This is a genomic window from Paenibacillus filicis (genome assembly GCF_038070315.1).
In the GTDB taxonomy this organism is placed as follows: domain Bacteria; phylum Bacillota; class Bacilli; order Paenibacillales; family NBRC-103111; genus Paenibacillus_G; species Paenibacillus_G filicis.
The window spans coordinates 1-18,081 of record NZ_JBBPCC010000044.1 but is presented as its reverse complement, the minus strand read 5'-3'; the positions used below and the strand labels follow the sequence as shown (position 1 = coordinate 18,081).

The window sequence follows — 18,081 nt, the reverse complement described above, 5'->3', positions numbered from 1 at the left end:
CGGCGCCTCGCACGATCGTCAGGCGGCCCCGCGGGGCATAGTGGGCATATTTCATGCCCGGAGCCCGCGGGGTTTCGGCGGCGGCGACCGACTCCGCCGCCTCCTGCACGTGCACGCCAGCGGGCAGCACGCGGCGCAGCTGCGCCGCGGTGACGCCGCCGGGGCGGAGCACATAGAGCGTGTCGCCGCGCAGCTCGACGACGGTCGATTCCAGCCCGACGCCGGCAGGGCCGCCGTCCACGATACCCGCGATCCGCCCGGCGAGATCGTGGAGCACGTGCCCGGCTTCCGTCGGGCTCGGGCGGCCGGAGCGATTCGCGCTCGGAGCGGCGACCGGGCAGCCCGAGGCCGCGATCAGCGCGCGGGCGACCGGATGGTCCGGTACCCGGATGCCGACCGTCGACAAACCTGCCGTGACGAGCGGCGACAGCACGCCCTCACGAACCGGGAGCACCACCGTCAGCGGGCCCGGCCAGAATGCGTCCATCAATAGCGAAACGGCCTCCTCCGGAGGAGCCGTCAGCTCCGCCAGTTGAGACCTGTCGGCAATATGGACGATCAGCGGGTTATCGGACGGGCGGCCCTTCGCCGTGAATACAGCGGCGACCGCTGCATCGCTGCGCGCGTCGGCCCCGAGGCCGTAGACCGTCTCCGTAGGGAATGCTATCGTACCGCCCCGGCGGAGCGCTTCCGCCGCTTCCTGCAGATCAGCAGGCTGGGGGTTCTGTGCATCTACCCGCCACAGGCTGGTCATTGTTTCTTCCATACTCTTCTTCCTTCCTGCTCTAGGAACGCTTAGCTACTCCCAACCGACGACAACCATTCGGCCTTTCTGAGCTACGCTGTGTCGAGCTGTCCCTTCCCTTTAACCATCCGTTCCCCATCAGACAAACCAGGAAACCACCTTCGTAATCAGGTCCCAGAGGAAAAACCGCACTTCCGGCTTCTCTGCCTTCCCCGTGTCGGAGGATACCGCAACGGCTTCGCCTTTGGTAGCTTTCCCCGGAGCTGCCTCCTTGCCTGCAGCCGCCTTCTCCTTGCCCGCTTGATCCGCTCCGGCAGACGCCTGCTTCTTGGCAGCAGGTCCCTCGGTCTTCGGCGCTTTACCGTTCGAGACTGCCGTTTTTGAGCCGTCAGCTGCTTGTTGCTTATCCTTAGGCCCGCTCTTGGCTAGATCAGCAGAGACTTCCTCTGCATCCAGCGAAGCCGCATGGGCTTTATTATCCTTCTTAACCACCATCTCCGAATCTACGAAACAGAGAGGAGGGAACAATACACACCACCAGTTCTGCCCTTCCGCAGCACCGATCGATATCCGCAGCGCCTCATAGTCGCCTGCCGGATACACCTGATTGCCGTACATCTTGGTCGGGAACGGGACCGTGCCCAGCTCTACTGTATACGTATAGTCAAAGCCGCCCTGGCGCAGCGTCTCGCCTACCGTCGCTTCCAGCTCGCCCAGATGGCTGCGCACGATAGCACGCGCCGCTTCGATGCCATCGGGCTCGGTGACCCAGCCGTTCATCTGCTCGATGACCGCGTCACGCACCTCTCGCTTGATCCATTGGTCGGAGGCGGAATCCGAATTCGCGAGAATGCGCAGCCGGATGGATTCTGCAGGGATCACACTGCCAGAAGTCCCGCCGCTAGCCGCTCCGGTGAACAGCATCGCGTTCGCCCGGCTGGACTCCCAGGACATCAGCAGCATCAGCAGAGCAAATCCCAGGTAAGCATACCGTTTCCATCCCCACCGTTTGACCATCGCGATCGCAGCCCCTCTCGAACCCTAAGTTCTTCGGCCGCCAGCGAATCTTGCATTCTAGCGACTCTAGTTCTCATTGTGTCCGTGATTGAGAGAGTTTATACCGGGCTCCTGGATAAAAAGACAACTTCCATTCCGCCCCTCAGCGGCGGAACGCTACCACATGCCGGTCGATTCCTGCCAGATCGGGAATCAGACGCACTTCGTCCCAAGCTGCCGCTTGAAGCAGCAGCTCCCGGACCGCCTCCGCCTGTCCAAGCCCTACCTCGAAGGCGACGATCCGCGGAAGCTGCGAAAGCTCGGCCAGCTGCGCGACCATTCTCCGGTACAGGACAAGACCGTCTACGCCCCCATACAGCGCCGTACGCGGCTCGAACAACCGCACCTCTACCTGCAGCCCCCGCTCATCCTCTTCGGGGATGTAGGGCGGATTGGAGACTAGGATATCGATAGGCCCGCCCTGCTCGATCCACGGACGCAGCAGATCTCCTTGCGCCCATTCGATACGGCCGGGCCCCAGGAGACGCTTCGCGTTACCCTTGGCCATCTCCAGCGCATCCTCCGACAGGTCGGACGCCAGCACCCGCCATCCCGGACATAGGGATGCCAGCGTGACCGCGATGGCTCCACTGCCAGTGCCTATATCGCATATGACCGGTCCACCGCCAGCAATCCCGGTTTCTTCCGACAGAGCAGTAGCCAACGGCCCAACCTTCCCGTCTCCCGATGCAGAGCGCCCGGCTGGCCATAACATGCTCCCCAGCCGGACGACCTCCTCCACAAGCAGCTCCGTTTCCGGTCGCGGGATGAGAACGGCTGGCCCCACCTGGAACGGGAGGCCATAGAACTCCTGCTCGCCTATGATATACTGCACCGGCTCGCCTGCCGCCTTCCGTGCGAGCAGCTCTTGCCATATGTCATCCAGTTGAGCTGGGAACGGCTCCGCCCACCGCATCAGCATCCCGCTTCGCGTCTCGCCCAGCACATGCTCGAGAAGCCGCTCCGTGTTACTCTCAGGCTCCATGATCCCGCTCCGCTGCAAAAAAGAAGAAGCCTCTGCGTAGGCTTCTCTTATCGTCATGCGCCGTCCTTCACGCTCAGGCACCTGCATATTCTCCCTTTTCCATCTGATCGGTCTGCGACGCGATCGTCAGCGCCGAGACAATCTCGGCCATATCGCCGTTAAGCACCGCATCCAGACGGTGCAGCGTCAAGCCGATCCGGTGATCCGTTACACGGCTTTGCGGATAGTTGTACGTGCGGATCCGCTCGGAACGATCACCCGTGCCGACCTTGCTCTTACGCTCAGCGCCATACTTCTCCATCTCTTCCTGCTGCATCTTATCGAAGATCCGGGCACGAAGCACCTGAAGCGCCTTCTCCTTGTTGGAGTTCTGCGATTTGCCGTCTTGGCAAGTCGCCACGATGCCCGTCGGCACATGCGTAACACGCACGGCGGACTTCGTTGTATTAACCGATTGACCGCCCGCGCCGCTGGAGCAGAACGTATCGACCCGAATATCGTTATCATGGATCTCGATATCGAACTCTTCCATCTCCGGCATGACGCCTACCGTCGAGGTAGAGGTATGAATACGCCCGCCCGATTCCGTCGCCGGAATACGCTGCACGCGATGCGCACCGCTCTCGAACTTCAGCTTGCTGTACGCACCCTTGCCGTTGACCATGAAGATGATCTCCTTGAAGCCGCCGAGATCGTTCATATTCACGTCCAGCACTTCCGTGCGCCAGCCCTGCGTATCCGCAAACTTGGTGTACATCCGGTACAGATCCGCGGCGAATAACGCTGCCTCGTCACCGCCGGCTGCGCCGCGGATTTCCACGATAACGTTCTTGTCATCGTTCGGATCCTTCGGCATCATCAGCACCTTGATACGCTCTTCTAGCGTTTCCTTGCGCTCCGACAGCTCATCGAGCTCCATCTTCACAAGGTCCTTCATCTCGTCGTCCAGCTTTTCGTTCAGCATCGCGCGGGCAGCCTCATACTGCTCCATCACGCTCTTATATTCTATGAACGTATCGTACGTTTCCTGCAGATCAGACTGTTCCTTCGAATACTCCCGAAGCTTCTTGGAATCTCCCGCAACGTCGGGGTCGCACAGAAGCTCGCTCAGCTTCTCATAACGGTCAGCCAATGCTTGTAACCGGTCCAACATATGTCATCCATCCTTTCGTTTCTCACGTTTATCGAATCAAGCGACCGACTTGTCTCCTCTACCCCACCATCGCTGCACAAGCGGCTGCCTGCCCGGCTAAACGTTGAAACGGAAATGCATGACGTCGCCGTCTTGTACAACGTACTCCTTGCCTTCAAGTCTCATCAGGCCCTTTTCCTTGGCCGCATTCATAGAGCCGGAACCGGTAAGAGCCTCATAACCGACAACCTCCGCCCGGATAAAGCCGCGCTCGAAGTCCGTATGAATAACCCCTGCCGCCTGAGGAGCCTTCATCCCCTTGCGGATCGTCCAGGCGCGAACCTCCTGCACGCCGGCCGTAAAATACGTATACAACCCAAGCAGCTTGTAAGCACCACGGATCAAGCGGTTCAAGCCCGACTCCGTCAGACCCAGCTCATCGAGGAACATCTGCTTATCTTCGCCTTCCAGCTCGGCGATTTCCGATTCTACCTTCGCACTGATCGGCACTACCTCTGCGCCTTCCAGTGCTGCATATTCGCGCACCTTCTGCACATAAGGATTACCTTCCGCGTCAGCTACTTCCGCTTCGCTTACATTGGCCGCATACAGCACCGGCTTCATCGTCAGCAGATGCAGATCACGGATCAGCAGCTTCTCATCATCATTCAGCTCGACGCTGCGCGCCGGCTTGTCGTTGTAGAGCGCTTCTTTGATCCTCTCCAGACACTCCACTTCCTGGGCGTACTTCTTGTCGCCGCCCTTCATGTTTTTGCGGGAGCGGTCGATGCGTTTCTCTACCGAATCCACGTCAGCTAGGATCAGCTCGAGATTAATCGTCTCGATGTCGCTGATCGGATCTACCTTGCCCGATACGTGCGTGATGTTCTCGTCCTGGAAGCAGCGCACCACTTGAACGATCGCATCGACCTCGCGGATATGGGCGAGGAACTTGTTCCCGAGCCCTTCTCCCTGGCTTGCGCCTTTGACCAGCCCAGCAATGTCCACGAATTCAAAAGCCGTCGGAACAATGCTCTTCGGCTGAACAATGTCGGCCAGCTTGCCCAGGCGCTCATCTGGCACCTCGACAATACCTACATTCGGATCTATCGTACAAAACGGATAATTGGCGGACTCCGCGCCAGCCTGCGTAATAGCGTTGAACAGCGTAGACTTGCCGACGTTAGGCAAACCGACGATTCCACAAGAAAGACCCATGTATGGACAACTCCTTAATAGACTCAAACACGATATTTCATTCCTGACATTATATTATATCCTAAAACCAGCCGCTGTGTCATCCTCCCCATAGCAAATACCCTCTTTCTGGAGAAAGAAGGCACTTGTTTGTTGGCCGTAGGTTCATGCTATTTAAAAAACCGTCTCGACCTAGTAGACTCCTTCGAGCTGAAGTGCTGTTCGACCTGCTTCTTCAATACAAACGCTCGCAGGGAGTTAGCCTTCTCAAACGGCATATCCATATAGCGGGCTCCATAATAAACGCCTGACTCGCCAGGCTCCGACCGGATGATTTGCAGCTGACAGGATACCTCAAAGCCAAGGTCCAGCTTAACCTCAGCCGTTGTCATCGTATCCAGCTTCAGATTCGATTGCAGGATAAATCCGACTCCGCTCACACTCACATTCCGGATATCCAGCGACAGCTCTTCCTCAAGCTCCTGCTCTTTCCCGTCCTCGTGCCGAATTGCCAGCAATTGCCCGTTATGCTCCACGGCAACCCGGGGATTTTCACGCTTCTCGGCAAATCGTTTCTGATTTTGCGGAGGATTAATGACCATGAGCGCCCCGTGATCCTTGGCAACCACAGTGGAGTGGAACGTATAGACCCCTCCGGGCGAATATACCGTCAGTTTGACAACATCGCCCAGATCGAACGCCTTGTAGTCCGACATCTCAATCTCGACAATATCCCCTTCGGCATAAGTAAGTATTCCCGTTGAAACAAACTCCTTCTTCTCGACGACGGTACGGCTGTTCAGCAGAATGCCGCTGGTGCTGCGGTATGCATCTTGCATGAACTCATAGGAAAGCTTTCCGTTATTGGCGGCTTTGGACATAGCTGCACCGTCCCTCCCTTTTCATTGCTCGCAGACAACGCAAAAAAGCCGTCTTTCGTATGCCGAGATGACAGCCTGTTCACCGGGAGGTACGGTACGTACATTCGGCGGCCAGGCTATCGTAGCCTCCTGGTTGGGGAGGACCTTAGACCCTAAGCTTTGCGTCCCTGCCTTTCGACAGGTTTGCCAGAAACAAACGAATGATATAGACTTTGTGATTACGAACCGTTACTAGGTGTTGGGTATTTATACCTAGTCTATTACCCTTATTATATAAAGTTGCCAACTGGCTGGCAACTTTATTTTCTGTACAGAAATTATTAACAAATCCTCAGATATGTGGATAACTTTTCAAAACCCAAAGATTCTTGCTTGAATTGCCCATTTTATCTACAATGGATAAGTATATCACATTAATTATCCACAACCTTATCCACAGCTTGTGTGTAACGAATATTTGTTCGATTTTATGAATTCCTTGTAAAGAGGTGGCCGTGTTGGAAGGCATTGAGATTCATCAACGATTTATGCGGGCCGCTATGGAGGAAGCACGCAAGGCAGAGGCGCTGCTTGAGGTGCCGATCGGAGCCGTCATCGTACGTAACGGGGAAATCATAGGCAGGGGCCACAATGTGCGGGAAACCGCCAAGGATCCGCTGGGACATGCAGAGCTCCTGGCGATCAGAGAGGCCAGTCAGCATCTGGATGCCTGGCGGCTGCTGGAGTGTACGCTCTATGTGACCCTGGAGCCTTGTCCGATGTGTGCAGGAGCCATTGTCCAATCCCGGATACCGCTCGTCGTCTACGGGACGACAGACCCCAAGGCCGGGTGCGCCGGCACCTTGATGAACCTGCTGCAAGAAGAGCGTTTCAATCACAGGGTCGAGGTTATTCCGAATGTGCTTCAGGAGGAATGCTCCAGTATGCTCACCCAATTTTTCCGCAAGCTGCGGGGGAAAGCATGACGGAGCCACAGTTACCCTGACAGCCAGAAGAACAAAAAAACCCGAGATGCGGCGTTTGTCCGCATCCCGGGTTTTTCTATATCTCCCCTTATTTCTTCTGTGCCTTTCTCAGAAGGAAAAAGCCTCCTCCGATCAACAGTGCAGCAACCACGAAGGTTTGAAAATAATTATGATACCAGTTGATCACCCGGTGAAGGGCCTCTCGTGACAGCCACAGCTGAAGCGCGCTCATTAAGAATTGATCGATCAGATAGTAACCGCCAAGCACAAGCAACCCATATCCGACCCAGCGCTGTCTCTTGGCCAGCCACTCTACCAGCGGAACATCCTCCAGCGGCTCCCGGCCGGAACGGGAGATCTGCTGCAGCGCATCGAAGAAGCTGTAAAACCATAGAATCGGGATAAAAAAGAGAAACAAAGTTAGGCGAAGCGCATCCAGAAAATACACGCTGAACAGGAAGGCAGCCATAAACTGCAGCCCGCGTTTTTGCAGGCCCAGGTACATGTGCCCTGCACCGGGGAATATCGAAAGCACCAGTGCAAGCGTCTTATTCTTCTTGCCGGATTCCCTTCCCTGCTGGAAGTCCTCGAAGAACGTCTGATCGACCAGCCGTTCCCCTCTGGCACTCTTGTTGAGCTGCTGTACGCAGTCGAACATGCTGTACAGCCAGATGATCGGCAGCGCCCCCAGGAGCAGCATGAAGCCTCCCCTGCTGGTAGTGGCCGTCAGAAATGCCGTGATTATCCCAAGACCGAAGAATAAGGCCAGAAAGGCCAAGCCCCGCTGCATCAAGCCAAGATGAAAATGTCCAAGCCCGGGCAGAAAAGAGAGGAAGATCGTGAAATAACGGTCTTTGCCAGGATAAGGAGGGTAGTATTCGCCCTGAGGTGTTCTATAGGGCTCGTAAGGCCCCCCTGGACCACTTGGTCTCTCCCGCCCAGTTACATGCTCATCTGTATACGGAGGGCCTGAAGGGCCGTATCCCCGGTTCCATGAAGCCGGATCTCCGTACCCCGGATATGGCGAAGACAAGCGATTCAACGATCGTACCACATCGAAGATATTAACTAGCCAGACCAGGAAGCCGAAGGCCGCAACGACCAGTCCATACTCGATCTCGCGCGAGAACCCCAAAAGCAGGGATAGTAAGAAAGCTCCACCGAATACGACGCCGAATATCAACCCTCTCAACGTGCGGCCTATATACAAATGTCCAAATCCGGGAATCAACGACAGTAAAAAAGCAACGGTAGGGCTTTTGAAGTTATTCATCCCGTTTCCCTCTTCTTTCTTCTTGTTTCGGCTTAGGCTGCAGTGCGGCGATTAGTCCTACGGTTTGCTCCATCAGTTGTTCGGACCAGGAGGGAGGGTGCTGTTTCATCCAGTCTGAAGCATTGGCATCCCAAGCACTTGCCTGCTGCGTGAAGATCTGGAACACCCCGGAGCCCATCAGGATCAAGGTGATGGCCGCGGCGACCGTGTAGTGAAAGACCGGGTGGCGCATCCAGCTTCGCCGCTTGTCAGAGCAACCTTTCGCCTCCTTGGAGGAGGAGATAGATGCCTGAGCGGTCTGCTCCGCCCAGTGAAGCATAGCCGTTTCAGCAAATACATCCATATCGGGCACAGGCAAGCTTTCGGACATTTGCTCTACACAACGGAGATACACGTCCAGACATGCGTCGCAAGTCAGCAGGTGATGGTCACAGCGTTCGCGATCGTCCGGACCTAGCCTGTCCTCTGTGTACAGCCTCCATACGTTTTCCGGCATATGTGTCATTCCCGATCCTCCTCCTCCCAGGCTTTGCGTAAATATTGCTTAGCTCGATATAACTTGGACTCCACCGTCTTCAAAGCAATTCGTTGTTCCTCGGCGATTTGCTGGTAGGACTTCTCCTCCATGTAAAAAGCGTAGACAACCTGTCTGTAATGCTCCGGCAATTGGTTCACGTAATCGCGTATCAGGTCCCGCTTCTCACGCGCCAGCACAGCTTCTTCCACCGGCTGACTGAACGTAGCTGCAACCTGCTCCAGCTCTCCCCATTCTGCCGTAAGCTGCTCCTTCTTCCGATCCTTCGATCTTTTATAATCGATCGCTTTATTAACGGCAATTCTTGTGATCCAAGATTTAAAGCCCTGGTACCGGTATTGAGGGAGAGACGCGAAGATATTCATCAGCGCTTCCTGTGTGACGTCTTCAGCATCCTTAGCTGAATGAAGCACGCCGTACACCGCCTGGTACAAATAACGCCCATACCGGTTGACAAGCTCGCTAAACGCATCCCGGTCTCCGGCTACCATGCGCGCAATCCAAGCTTCCTCCGTAATCGTCTCCCCCTCCTTTCCTACTGGCATAGACGTAGGCAACCCCGACAAACCCTGCACAAGCGAAGAAAAAATGAGTAGAACTTTATTCCATACACACGGTATGGTATAATGACGTTGATTTGTTTCCGTAGCTCAACAGGATAGAGCAGTCCTCTCCTAAAGGACAGATAGAGGTTCGAGTCCTCTCGGGGACGTCACAGATACACCGAAAGAGCCTGCACACGATGAAGATCGTGAAGCAGGCTCTTTGTCATATCCGCCTGTGCTCCTGCAGAGTCAGACTTCCTCCGTCAGCACCCAAGGGCCATCCGCCGTAATCGCGACGGTATGCTCGAATTGGGCGGATAAGCTGCCGTCCACGGTGCGAGCCGTCCAGCCATCGAAGTCAATGAACATATCCAGCTTCCCCGCATTAATCATCGGCTCAATCGTGAACACCATGCCTTCCTGCAAGCGGAAGCCGCGACCCGGCTTGCCTGCATGGGCGAAGGACGGCTCTTCATGCATCGATCGGCCGATACCGTGCGCATTCAGATCCCGAACGACAGAGAAGCCTGCTTGTTCGGCATGACGCTGAATGACGCTGACTACATCTCCGATGCGATTGCCCGCTACAGCCTGCGGGATAGCGAGCTCCAGACACTCCCTAGTCACCTGGACCAGCCGTTCCGCCTCTGGGGAAATGTTCCCTACTGCATACGTCTGGCACGTATCCGCACACCAGCCGTTATAGCGGCAGACGATATCCATCTTCACAATGTCGCCATCTTGAAGCGGCTTATGGTCAGGGAATCCATGTGCGATAACATCATTGACAGACGCACAGGTAGCTGCAGGGAAACCCTGAAAGCCCTTGGTTACCTGCTCGGCACCATGACGGGTAATGAAGGCCTCGGCGAAATCATTGATTTGCATGGTTGTGATGCCCGGCTTGATCATCTTGGCGATTTCCTTGTGGCAGCGGGCAAGAATAAGTCCAGCTTCCCGCATCCTTTGTATTTCTTCTTTGGTTTTGAGAATGATCATTCTTTCTTTCCTCCTTGCGGCATGCCCTGCTTTCATTGTACGCGTTTCGACTGAAATTGCCCACTGTTTCATAAAACGCTAAATATTCCGACAAAATGCTAAAAAATTGCTTAGAAAAGTCCGAGTCCGTTCTCATTTTTCAACGTGCATGGTAGAATAAGGGGTATCGTGAAAATATAAATCCGAGGTGGACATGGATGCCGGCAACCGCTTATTATATCGTCTACGACGAGTTTTCGATCTCCATTTGCACGTTGCTTGATGATGTTTTTGATGCAATTTCGACCGGAGCTTTGTTGTACGGATACACCGACAACGAGACGATGGCGCAAGAAATGCTCAACGAATGTTTCCAGCTAGTGGAAAAGAAGAACTAAGCCGCCAGCTCCTACTCCTCTGATTCTTACCTCTGCAAGTGGCGATTCTACAATAAACAGCCTCCTACCCTTCGGTAAGAGGCTGATGGTTCTGAGCATCGATCGGTCGGTTAGCCTTCTCCATTATTGTGACGGCTATGGTTTGCATTTTTTACACGCTTGGACCCCGGCTTCGGGCCTGTCCGCTGGCGCTGTTCATCCTGATTTTGCTGACCGCTCGGGGGATTAACCGGCTGTGGAATATCTTTGGGCATAAGTAATGGCCTCCTTAATTCAGAAGATGTGAAGATTCAGTTATTCTTTATCCATCAGTTCCGATGGATGAGCATGCTTCTTGTTATGATTCAGCGCATCCTGATGCCGACGGTCATTGGTCTGCTGCTGAAGCTGCTGGGCATGATGGCCGCCCACGACCGTCTGATCCAGATCCTCCACCACATTTTGCAGGTTTTTGTCGGCTCCGTTTTCGTTCCTCGTCATGGCCTATCGCCTCCTCTAGCGCGTCGTCAGAGCATGGAGCTGCTGCGCGCATTCATGAAGATGCCTCACATAATCATCGACAAGCGTCTGAATAATATCCGTCCGCTCATCGACCGCGTGATTGTCGCGCTCTACATCAACCAGTTCGACCCGCACCTCGCGTGAGTCTACGTAGGTGCACTTGAAATCAAAGCTGTACAAGCTGCGCCCCGCTGTCGTAATATGCACCCTCAGAACATTGGATTCCGCCTCGTCGGGCCATACCTTGGCCTGATCCGAAGCATCCAGCACGCTGGGCAGTGTCCGTGACCAGGCTTGTGCCAGCTCCTGCGCATCAATGCGCAGCTGATCGGATTTGCTCATCTTGTCACACCTCCCTGCCTATAACATGCATCTGGAGGTCTTTTCGTATACCCGATAAGGCTGGTGAAAACAAGGAAACAAAGACCCCAGGCTTCGCTAGCTGCACAAATAAAAAAGAAGCGGAAATCCGCTTCTTGGTTGGTTTTAATTATAAGCTATAACCCGTCTCTTCGAGTCCGGACTGCGATGTTATCGGGTTCTCAACCTGCATATTGCGCCATTTCCCTATATGGAAATGGCGGAGAGGGTGGGATTCGAACCCACGGTGCCCTCACGAACACGGCGGTTTTCAAGACCGCTGCCTTAAACCACTCGACCACCTCTCCAGGTGACAACATGCATTGTATCATAAGTTATAAACCAGGAGCAAGCGCTATTTTTTGGCGATTCTCTCCAGGCCACCCATGTAAGGTCTCAGCACTTCAGGAATCCGCACACTGCCGTCTTCCTCCTGATAATTTTCCAGAATAGCCGCTACTGTACGACCGATCGCCAGACCGGAGCCGTTCAGCGTATGGACAAATTCAGGCTTTGCCTTGGCATCGCGGCGGAACCGGATATTCGCCCGACGGGCCTGGAAGTCCTGGAAGTTGCTGCAGGACGAGATCTCGCGGTACGTATTGCTGTTAGGCAGCCATACCTCCAGATCATACGTCTTGGACGACGAGAAGCCCAGATCGCCTGTACACAGCGACAGCACCCGGTAAGGAAGCCCCAGCAGTTGAAGCACTTTCTCCGCGTGAGCAGTCAGCTTCTCCAGCTCCTCATTGGAGCTCTCCGGCGATGTCAGCTTGACCAGTTCGACCTTGTTGAATTGATGCTGACGGATCAGTCCGCGCGTGTCACGTCCTGCTGAACCGGCTTCCGAACGGAAGCATGCGCTCAGCGCGACGAAATTTTTCGGCAGATCCTCCACCGTCAGAATATCGTCACGGTAGTAGTTGGTTACCGGCACTTCTGCAGTCGGGATCAAGAAATAATCCGTCCCGGTCAGCTTGAATACATCTTCCTCGAACTTCGGAAGCTGTCCGGTACCCGTCAGGCTATCCCGGTTCACAATCTGCGGAGGGAGCATCTCTTCATATCCATGCTGATCGGCATGCAGATCCATCATGAAATTGTACAAGGCCCTCTCCAGACGTGCCCCTACACCTTTGTAGAACACAAATCTAGAGCCCGTCACCTTGGCCGCTGCTTCGAAATCAAGGATTCCCAGCTGCTGCGCCACTTCCCAATGGGGCTTAGGCTCAAAGGAAAATGCAGGTACATCCCCGATACGGCGGATTTCTACATTCTCTTCTTCGCTTAATCCGGTAGGCACATCATCCTGAGGCACGTTCGGGATCGACAACAGAATAGCATCCAGCTGCGTCTCCAGCTCGCGGATCTCTTCATCCAGCGCTTTGATGCGGTCGCCGACCACCTTCATCTCTTCAATCAGATGATCCGCATTCTCCTTGGCCTTTTTAAGCTGCGCCACTTCCTGGGAGACAACATTCCGGCGGTTTTTCAACTGCTCCGTCTCTTGTAGAAGCTCTCTTCTTTTTGTATCCAGAAGCGTAAACCGATCCAGCTCTTCGAGGTTTTTGCCCCGTTTCGCCATCGCTTGCTTCACCTTATCCAAATCGCTTCGCAGCAATTTTACATCCAACAAGCCAGACCCCTCCTACCTCGTCTCACGTACCATATCAAGAAAATAGGCGTGCATCCGCTCGTCGTCGGTTAATTCCGGATGGAACGAGGCTGCCAGCAAATGCCCCTGCCTCGCGGCAACGATCGTATCCCGATAGGTTGCCAGTACGTCTACGCCTTCGCCAACCCGCTCAATTAACGGAGCCCGGATGAAAACAGCCCGAACGTCCTTATCAATGCCCTTGATGTCCAGGTCCGTTTCGAAGCTTTCCCGTTGGCGTCCGAACGCATTTCTCTCCACTTGAATGTCCATCAAAGCCAAGTGCGGCTCTTCCTGGCCCTTGATCTCCTTGGCCAATATGATCATACCCGCACAAGTCCCGAAAATCGGCTTGCCCTGACGCGAAAACTCGCGTAGGGCATCGATGAACTGATAGGTTCTCATGAGCTTGCCGATCGTCGTGCTTTCTCCACCAGGTATAATGATGCCGTCGATATCGTCCAGCTGTTCCGTACGCTTGATAGCCACGCCTTCGGCTCCAGCCTTCTGAATCAAGGCGATATGCTCCGCTACGGCGCCCTGAAGCGCCAAAACCCCTATTCTCATACCTTCATCCTCTTTCGTCAGAGAAGCGACTGGGGATTACCAGCCGCGCTCCTGCATACGCTCCGAAACATGCAGCTTGGAAATTTCGATACCCTTCATCGGCGTACCAAGGTTTTTGGAAACACGAGCAATCAGCTCATAGTCCGTGTAATGCGTCGTTGCTTCAACGATCGCTTTGGCGAATTTCTCAGGGCTATCGGATTTGAAGATACCCGAACCTACGAAGACGCCATCCGATCCGAGATGCATCATCAATGCAGCATCTGCAGGAGTGGCCACACCGCCTGCAGCAAAGTTAACGACTGGAAGACGTCCCGACTCGTGTACTTGCAGCAGCAGCTCATAAGGAGCTCCGAGGTTTTTGGCTTCGGCCATCAGCTCATCCTTGGACAAGCTTTGTACCTTACGGATTTGCCCTGTAATCATACGCATATGACGAACAGCTTCTACGATATTGCCTGTTCCCGGCTCACCCTTCGTGCGGAGCATAGAAGCTCCTTCACCGATCCGGCGGAGCGCTTCTCCGAGATCTCTAGCGCCGCAGACAAACGGTACTGTGAATTCATGCTTATTGATATGGAAAACTTCGTCCGCTGGCGTCAATACTTCGCTTTCATCAATATAATCGACACCGAGCGATTCGAGCACCTTGGCTTCGACATAATGTCCGATCCGTGCTTTGGCCATAACCGGGATGGAAACAACTTTCACGACCTCTTCCACGACCGTCGGGTCAGCCATCCGGGCTACACCGCCAGAAGCGCGGATGTCGGAAGGTACCCGCTCAAGTGCCATAACGGCAACTGCTCCGGCAGCCTCTGCAATCTTCGCTTGCTCTGCATTCATGACGTCCATAATGACGCCGCCCTTTTGCATTTCAGCCATACCTTTTTTAACGCGTGATGTACCTGTTTCCATGTCCGATTCCTCCCGAGACTCTGCGTAATGTCCGTCCATTCTATACGTTCAGGACAAACTAACTAATGAAATATTTTACATGAAGGACTCTAAATATACAACCCATTTGCTCGGACTTTGAGCGATATTAAGACTTCTTGGCCCCCGTAAAGGTGTCTACGAAAAAGTCCTTGATAGCCCGGAAGAACAAGCGGAACCAGCCGGCCTTTTCTACCTCTTCCTTGGCGATCAGGTTGACGCTGTATTCCTTATTCTGATACGTCACCTTCACCTTGCCCATGACCTGATCCTTCTGAATAGGCGCTACACGCTTCCCTTCCTCGATAGGCTCCGTTGTGATCTGGAACTGATCGGCCGGAGTTCCTTTCTTAGCCACCAAGGTCAGACCCGTTTGCGTAACTACTGGAACCTGAAGCTCTACACCTTTTTTAATATTGACCGTTTTCAATGAATCTATTTCAGTTTTGGCCGTCAACACCGTCTTGGACTCAAAATTATTGAAGCCATAGTTGAGCAGCTTAGCCGTTTCTATAAATCTTGCTTCTTCCTTGCCCTTGGGACCCATACCGGTTCCCATGACGACACTGATCAACCGCATCCCGTTGCGCTCAGCCGTTCCTGTAAAGCAATATCCCGCCTCATTTGTATGCCCGGTCTTCAAGCCGTCGAGACCCTCATACGCATACTTGGCGAAATTTCGGCTGCTCTTATTGGCCGCAAGCATCCAGTTCCAGTTAATCATCGGATCCTTGTCCTTCTCGCGGAACTTGCGGGATGGCGTCTTGGTGTATTCTAGCACGTTCTTATGATCATTAATCAAATGAGAAGCGATAATAGCGGCATCTCTGGCAGTCAGCAGGGTTTCTCCCTGCAGCTCAGTCGGAGCATGCTTGCCCATGTCAGCCCGCCCCAGACCCGTTGCATTGATGAAGTGCGCGTCCGGCGACAAGCCGAATTCTTTTGCTTTCTCATTCATCAACTTGGCAAAGTTCTCCTCCGAACCACCTGCGACCGCTTCTGCGAGCGCGATGGTTGCATCGTTAGCGGAGTAAATCGACATAGCAGCAAACATATTATCGACGGTCGCCTGCTCATTATAGGCAAGCAATTGTCCGGACCCAATAGCATCCGCAGCAGCCTGCGAGGTATTAATCGTCTGGTCCATCTGCAGCTTACCGCTTTCTATCGCTTCCATGACCAGATACTCCGTCATCATCTTAGCCATACTGGCTGGAGGAAGAGCTTTGTCGGCATTATATTCATATAGAACCTGCCCGGTAGTCGCTTCGATTAATATAGCCGAGGAGGCTTGCAATTGAAGCTCCGTAGGCGGCGTATCGGCGGCACTCACAGTCGGAGGCTGCACCAGAGCAAGGGATGTGTTCAACAAAAGAACGGCGGCTAAGAGGATACAAACACGTTTAGCTTTAACAAACAAACATCTCACTCCTATTCCTTAGTATCAAGAAGAAAATATTAATTATTGTACCATAACCTACATAGCCCCGTAAAAAAAGCTTTACATATGAGAGATTCTAAACAAAAAACGGAAGCCAATGGCTTCCGTTTACGATCCTGAGCAGCATGGCTCCATCATTTATTATAAAGAATAGTTAGGTGCTTCTTTCGTAATCTGCACGTCATGCGGATGGCTCTCCCGTAGACCTGCACCGGTAATCCGGACAAAGCCTGTGTCGTTGATTAACGACGGGATGGTAGCCGCTCCACAGTACCCCATACCGGAGCGCAAGCCTCCGACCAGTTGATACAGCGTATCAGCCAGCGGCCCTTTATAAGGAACGCGCCCTTCGATGCCTTCCGGTACGAGCTTGCTCTCGTTCTCCTGGAAGTAGCGGTCCTTACTTCCTTCCTTCATCGCACCAAGCGAACCCATACCACGGTATACCTTAAAGCGGCGTCCTTGGTAGATCTCGGACTCCCCAGGGCTTTCCTCCGTACCTGCGAACAAGCTGCCGATCATGACCAGACTAGCGCCAGCAGCGATAGCCTTCGTCACGTCACCAGAGTATTTAATGCCGCCGTCCGCAATGATCGGTACATTATATTCTCGTGCCACCGAAGCACAGTCATAAATAGCCGTAATCTGCGGTACGCCAATCCCTGCGATAACCCGGGTTGTACAGATCGAGCCCGGTCCGATCCCGACCTTGACGATCGAAGCTCCAGCCTCGATCAGGTCACGAGTTCCGTCTCCTGTCGCTACGTTGCCAGCGATGATCGGCAGCTCCGGATACTGCTCACGGATGGCTTTCACCGTATTGAGGATGTTAATGTGATGCCCGTGCGCCGAATCCACTACGATTACGTCTGCGCCTGCTTCAACCAAAGCCGCCGTCCGTTCCATGACATCCTTGGAGACGCCGACCGCCGCTCCTACGAGCAAACGACCATGCTCATCCTTGGCCGCATTCGGGAATTGAATAGCTTTCTCGATATCCTTGATCGTGATCAGTCCCTTGAGGACATTATTCTCGTCCACCAGCGGCAGCTTTTCGATCTTATGTTTTTGCAGAATGCCTTCAGCTTGCTGAAGCGTAGTACCCACAGGAGCCGTAACCAGCTGATGCTGAGTCATAACCTCTTTGATCTTAATCGAATAGTCATGTACGAAGCGCAAGTCGCGATTGGTCAGAATCCCGACCAGCTTCTTATTCTCATCACAAACAGGTACGCCTGAGATCCGGTATTTCGCCATCAACTCTTCGGCATCATAGACATGATGCTCTGGAGTCAAAGAAAAAGGATTCGTAATAACGCCGCTCTCTGAACGCTTCACGCGATCTACTTCTTCCGCTTGTTGGGCAATCGGCATATTCTTATGAATAACGCCTACGCCACCCTCACGGGCCATCGCGATTGCTAGCTTAGATTCTGTGACTGTATCCATGGCCGAGCTGATGAAAGGAATGTTCAACTTGATTTTGTCGGTCAACTGAGTAGAAATATCGATTTCCTTCCCAAACACACTCGACTTGCGAGGAACGAGCAATACGTCATCAAAGGTTAATCCTTCTTTAGCAAACTTAGACTCCCACACGTAATAAATCCTCCTTATTTGGATACTTGCCGAAATATATTATTGCAATCTTACCAAAAGCCCAATTTTCGTGTCAAGCACAAACTTATGTCAACTCATAGGACTGCGCTTTCATTTGAGCATACATCAAGGAAATACGGATCGAATCAGCTTGTAAAATAAAAAGAGCCCTTCTGGATGATAATATCCAAAAAGGCTCTTAGTCGGCTTGGCGACGTTCTACTCTCCCAGGACCCTGCGGTCCAAGTACCATCGACGCTGGAAGGCTTAACGTTCGTGTTCGGGATGGGTACGCGTGGTTCCCTTCCGCCATCATCACCAAACCGGATTTTT

At 53.7% G+C, this 18,081-nt stretch carries 20 protein-coding genes, 2 tRNA genes, 1 rRNA gene and 1 riboswitch; of the genes, 3 read left to right on the top strand and 20 right to left on the bottom strand.

The genetic code is table 11. The features are described from left to right. The 6 genes from WMW72_RS35105 to WMW72_RS35080 all read right to left on the bottom strand — a co-directional run. Positions 1-766, bottom strand: a 766-nt coding sequence (locus tag WMW72_RS35105; protein WP_341420234.1) for an L-threonylcarbamoyladenylate synthase, incomplete at its 3' end; no start/stop codon positions are given. A gap of 117 nt (positions 767-883) precedes the next feature. Next, positions 884-1,762 carry a stage II sporulation protein R gene (gene spoIIR, locus WMW72_RS35100; RefSeq protein ID WP_341420233.1) on the bottom strand — a complete coding sequence of 293 codons (879 nt, stop codon included), beginning with the start codon at positions 1,760-1,762 and terminating at the stop codon, positions 884-886. 142 nt (positions 1,763-1,904) lie between these two features. Next, positions 1,905-2,843 carry a peptide chain release factor N(5)-glutamine methyltransferase gene (prmC, locus tag WMW72_RS35095; RefSeq protein WP_341420232.1) on the bottom strand — a complete coding sequence of 313 codons (939 nt, stop codon included), beginning with the start codon at positions 2,841-2,843 and terminating at the stop codon, positions 1,905-1,907. A 16-nt stretch (positions 2,844-2,859) separates the two neighbouring features. Beyond that, on the bottom strand, positions 2,860-3,939 hold the full coding sequence (gene prfA, locus WMW72_RS35090; RefSeq protein WP_341420231.1) for a peptide chain release factor 1: 1,080 nt from the start codon (positions 3,937-3,939) through the stop codon (positions 2,860-2,862). A 96-nt stretch (positions 3,940-4,035) separates the two neighbouring features. Next, positions 4,036-5,136, bottom strand: coding sequence for a redox-regulated ATPase YchF (gene ychF / locus WMW72_RS35085; RefSeq protein WP_341420230.1), 1,101 nt, complete (start codon positions 5,134-5,136; stop codon positions 4,036-4,038). Positions 5,137-5,285: 149 nt separating this feature from the next. Beyond that, a complete protein-coding gene (locus WMW72_RS35080; protein ID WP_341420229.1) occupies positions 5,286-5,996 on the bottom strand; it encodes a PilZ domain-containing protein in 711 nt (236 codons plus the stop codon). Positions 5,997-6,099: 103 nt separating this feature from the next. Then, positions 6,100-6,194, bottom strand: a riboswitch (cyclic di-GMP riboswitch). A 299-nt stretch (positions 6,195-6,493) separates the two neighbouring features. On the opposite strand from WMW72_RS35080, the gene tadA reads away from it, so the two are divergent. Further along, entirely contained in the window at positions 6,494-6,961 is a 468-nt protein-coding gene (tadA, locus tag WMW72_RS35075) for a tRNA adenosine(34) deaminase TadA (RefSeq protein ID WP_341420228.1), read from the top strand. Between the two features lie 88 nt (positions 6,962-7,049). On the opposite strand, the gene WMW72_RS35070 is transcribed toward tadA, so the two are convergent. The 3 genes from WMW72_RS35070 to WMW72_RS35060 are packed head-to-tail and all read right to left on the bottom strand — an operon-like array spanning position 7,050 to position 9,314. Next, a complete protein-coding gene (locus WMW72_RS35070; RefSeq protein ID WP_341420227.1) occupies positions 7,050-8,234 on the bottom strand; it encodes a hypothetical protein in 1,185 nt (394 codons plus the stop codon). Further along, on the bottom strand, positions 8,227-8,739 hold the full coding sequence (locus WMW72_RS35065) for a hypothetical protein (protein WP_341420226.1): 513 nt from the start codon (positions 8,737-8,739) through the stop codon (positions 8,227-8,229). The genes WMW72_RS35070 and WMW72_RS35065 overlap by 8 nt, the downstream gene beginning before the upstream one ends. Continuing rightward, complete coding sequence (locus WMW72_RS35060; protein WP_341420225.1) at positions 8,736-9,314, bottom strand: RNA polymerase sigma factor; 579 nt, start codon at positions 9,312-9,314, stop codon at positions 8,736-8,738. Before WMW72_RS35060 ends, WMW72_RS35065 begins: the two co-directional genes overlap by 4 nt. Positions 9,315-9,408: 94 nt before the next feature. Here WMW72_RS35060 and WMW72_RS35055 point away from each other — a divergent pair. Next, positions 9,409-9,481 (top strand) — tRNA-Arg (locus tag WMW72_RS35055). A gap of 82 nt (positions 9,482-9,563) precedes the next feature. On the opposite strand, the gene map is transcribed toward WMW72_RS35055, so the two are convergent. Beyond that, on the bottom strand, positions 9,564-10,313 hold the full coding sequence (gene map / locus WMW72_RS35050; protein WP_341420224.1) for a type I methionyl aminopeptidase: 750 nt from the start codon (positions 10,311-10,313) through the stop codon (positions 9,564-9,566). Between the two features lie 197 nt (positions 10,314-10,510). On the opposite strand from map, the gene WMW72_RS35045 reads away from it, so the two are divergent. Further along, positions 10,511-10,690, top strand: a complete 180-nt coding sequence (locus WMW72_RS35045) for a hypothetical protein (protein WP_341420223.1) — start codon at positions 10,511-10,513, stop codon at positions 10,688-10,690. A gap of 110 nt (positions 10,691-10,800) precedes the next feature. On the opposite strand, the gene WMW72_RS35040 is transcribed toward WMW72_RS35045, so the two are convergent. The 10 genes from WMW72_RS35040 to rrf form a co-directional block, all read right to left on the bottom strand. After that, positions 10,801-10,944: a small acid-soluble spore protein P gene (locus WMW72_RS35040; RefSeq protein WP_341420222.1), complete on the bottom strand. Its 144-nt coding sequence runs from the start codon at positions 10,942-10,944 to the stop codon at positions 10,801-10,803. Between the two features lie 40 nt (positions 10,945-10,984). Further along, entirely contained in the window at positions 10,985-11,170 is a 186-nt protein-coding gene (locus WMW72_RS35035; protein WP_341420221.1) for a hypothetical protein, read from the bottom strand. Between the two features lie 15 nt (positions 11,171-11,185). Beyond that, positions 11,186-11,533: a hypothetical protein gene (locus WMW72_RS35030; RefSeq protein ID WP_341420220.1), complete on the bottom strand. Its 348-nt coding sequence runs from the start codon at positions 11,531-11,533 to the stop codon at positions 11,186-11,188. Positions 11,534-11,769: 236 nt separating this feature from the next. Next, positions 11,770-11,859, bottom strand: a tRNA-Ser gene (locus WMW72_RS35025). Positions 11,860-11,906: 47 nt separating this feature from the next. Continuing rightward, positions 11,907-13,187 (bottom strand): serine--tRNA ligase, encoded by a 1,281-nt coding sequence (gene serS / locus WMW72_RS35020; protein ID WP_341420219.1) that lies wholly within the window; start codon positions 13,185-13,187, stop codon positions 11,907-11,909. A 12-nt stretch (positions 13,188-13,199) separates the two neighbouring features. After that, positions 13,200-13,772 carry a pyridoxal 5'-phosphate synthase glutaminase subunit PdxT gene (gene pdxT / locus WMW72_RS35015; RefSeq protein WP_341420218.1) on the bottom strand — a complete coding sequence of 191 codons (573 nt, stop codon included), beginning with the start codon at positions 13,770-13,772 and terminating at the stop codon, positions 13,200-13,202. Positions 13,773-13,808: 36 nt separating this feature from the next. Then, complete coding sequence (gene pdxS, locus WMW72_RS35010) at positions 13,809-14,690, bottom strand: pyridoxal 5'-phosphate synthase lyase subunit PdxS (protein ID WP_341420217.1); 882 nt, start codon at positions 14,688-14,690, stop codon at positions 13,809-13,811. A 127-nt stretch (positions 14,691-14,817) separates the two neighbouring features. After that, entirely contained in the window at positions 14,818-16,080 is a 1,263-nt protein-coding gene (locus tag WMW72_RS35005; protein ID WP_341420216.1) for a D-alanyl-D-alanine carboxypeptidase family protein, read from the bottom strand. A 210-nt stretch (positions 16,081-16,290) separates the two neighbouring features. Continuing rightward, on the bottom strand, positions 16,291-17,748 hold the full coding sequence (gene guaB, locus WMW72_RS35000) for an IMP dehydrogenase (RefSeq protein WP_341420215.1): 1,458 nt from the start codon (positions 17,746-17,748) through the stop codon (positions 16,291-16,293). Positions 17,749-17,954: 206 nt separating this feature from the next. Next, positions 17,955-18,071, bottom strand: a 5S ribosomal RNA gene (rrf, locus tag WMW72_RS34995). Positions 18,072-18,081 lie beyond the last annotated feature (10 nt).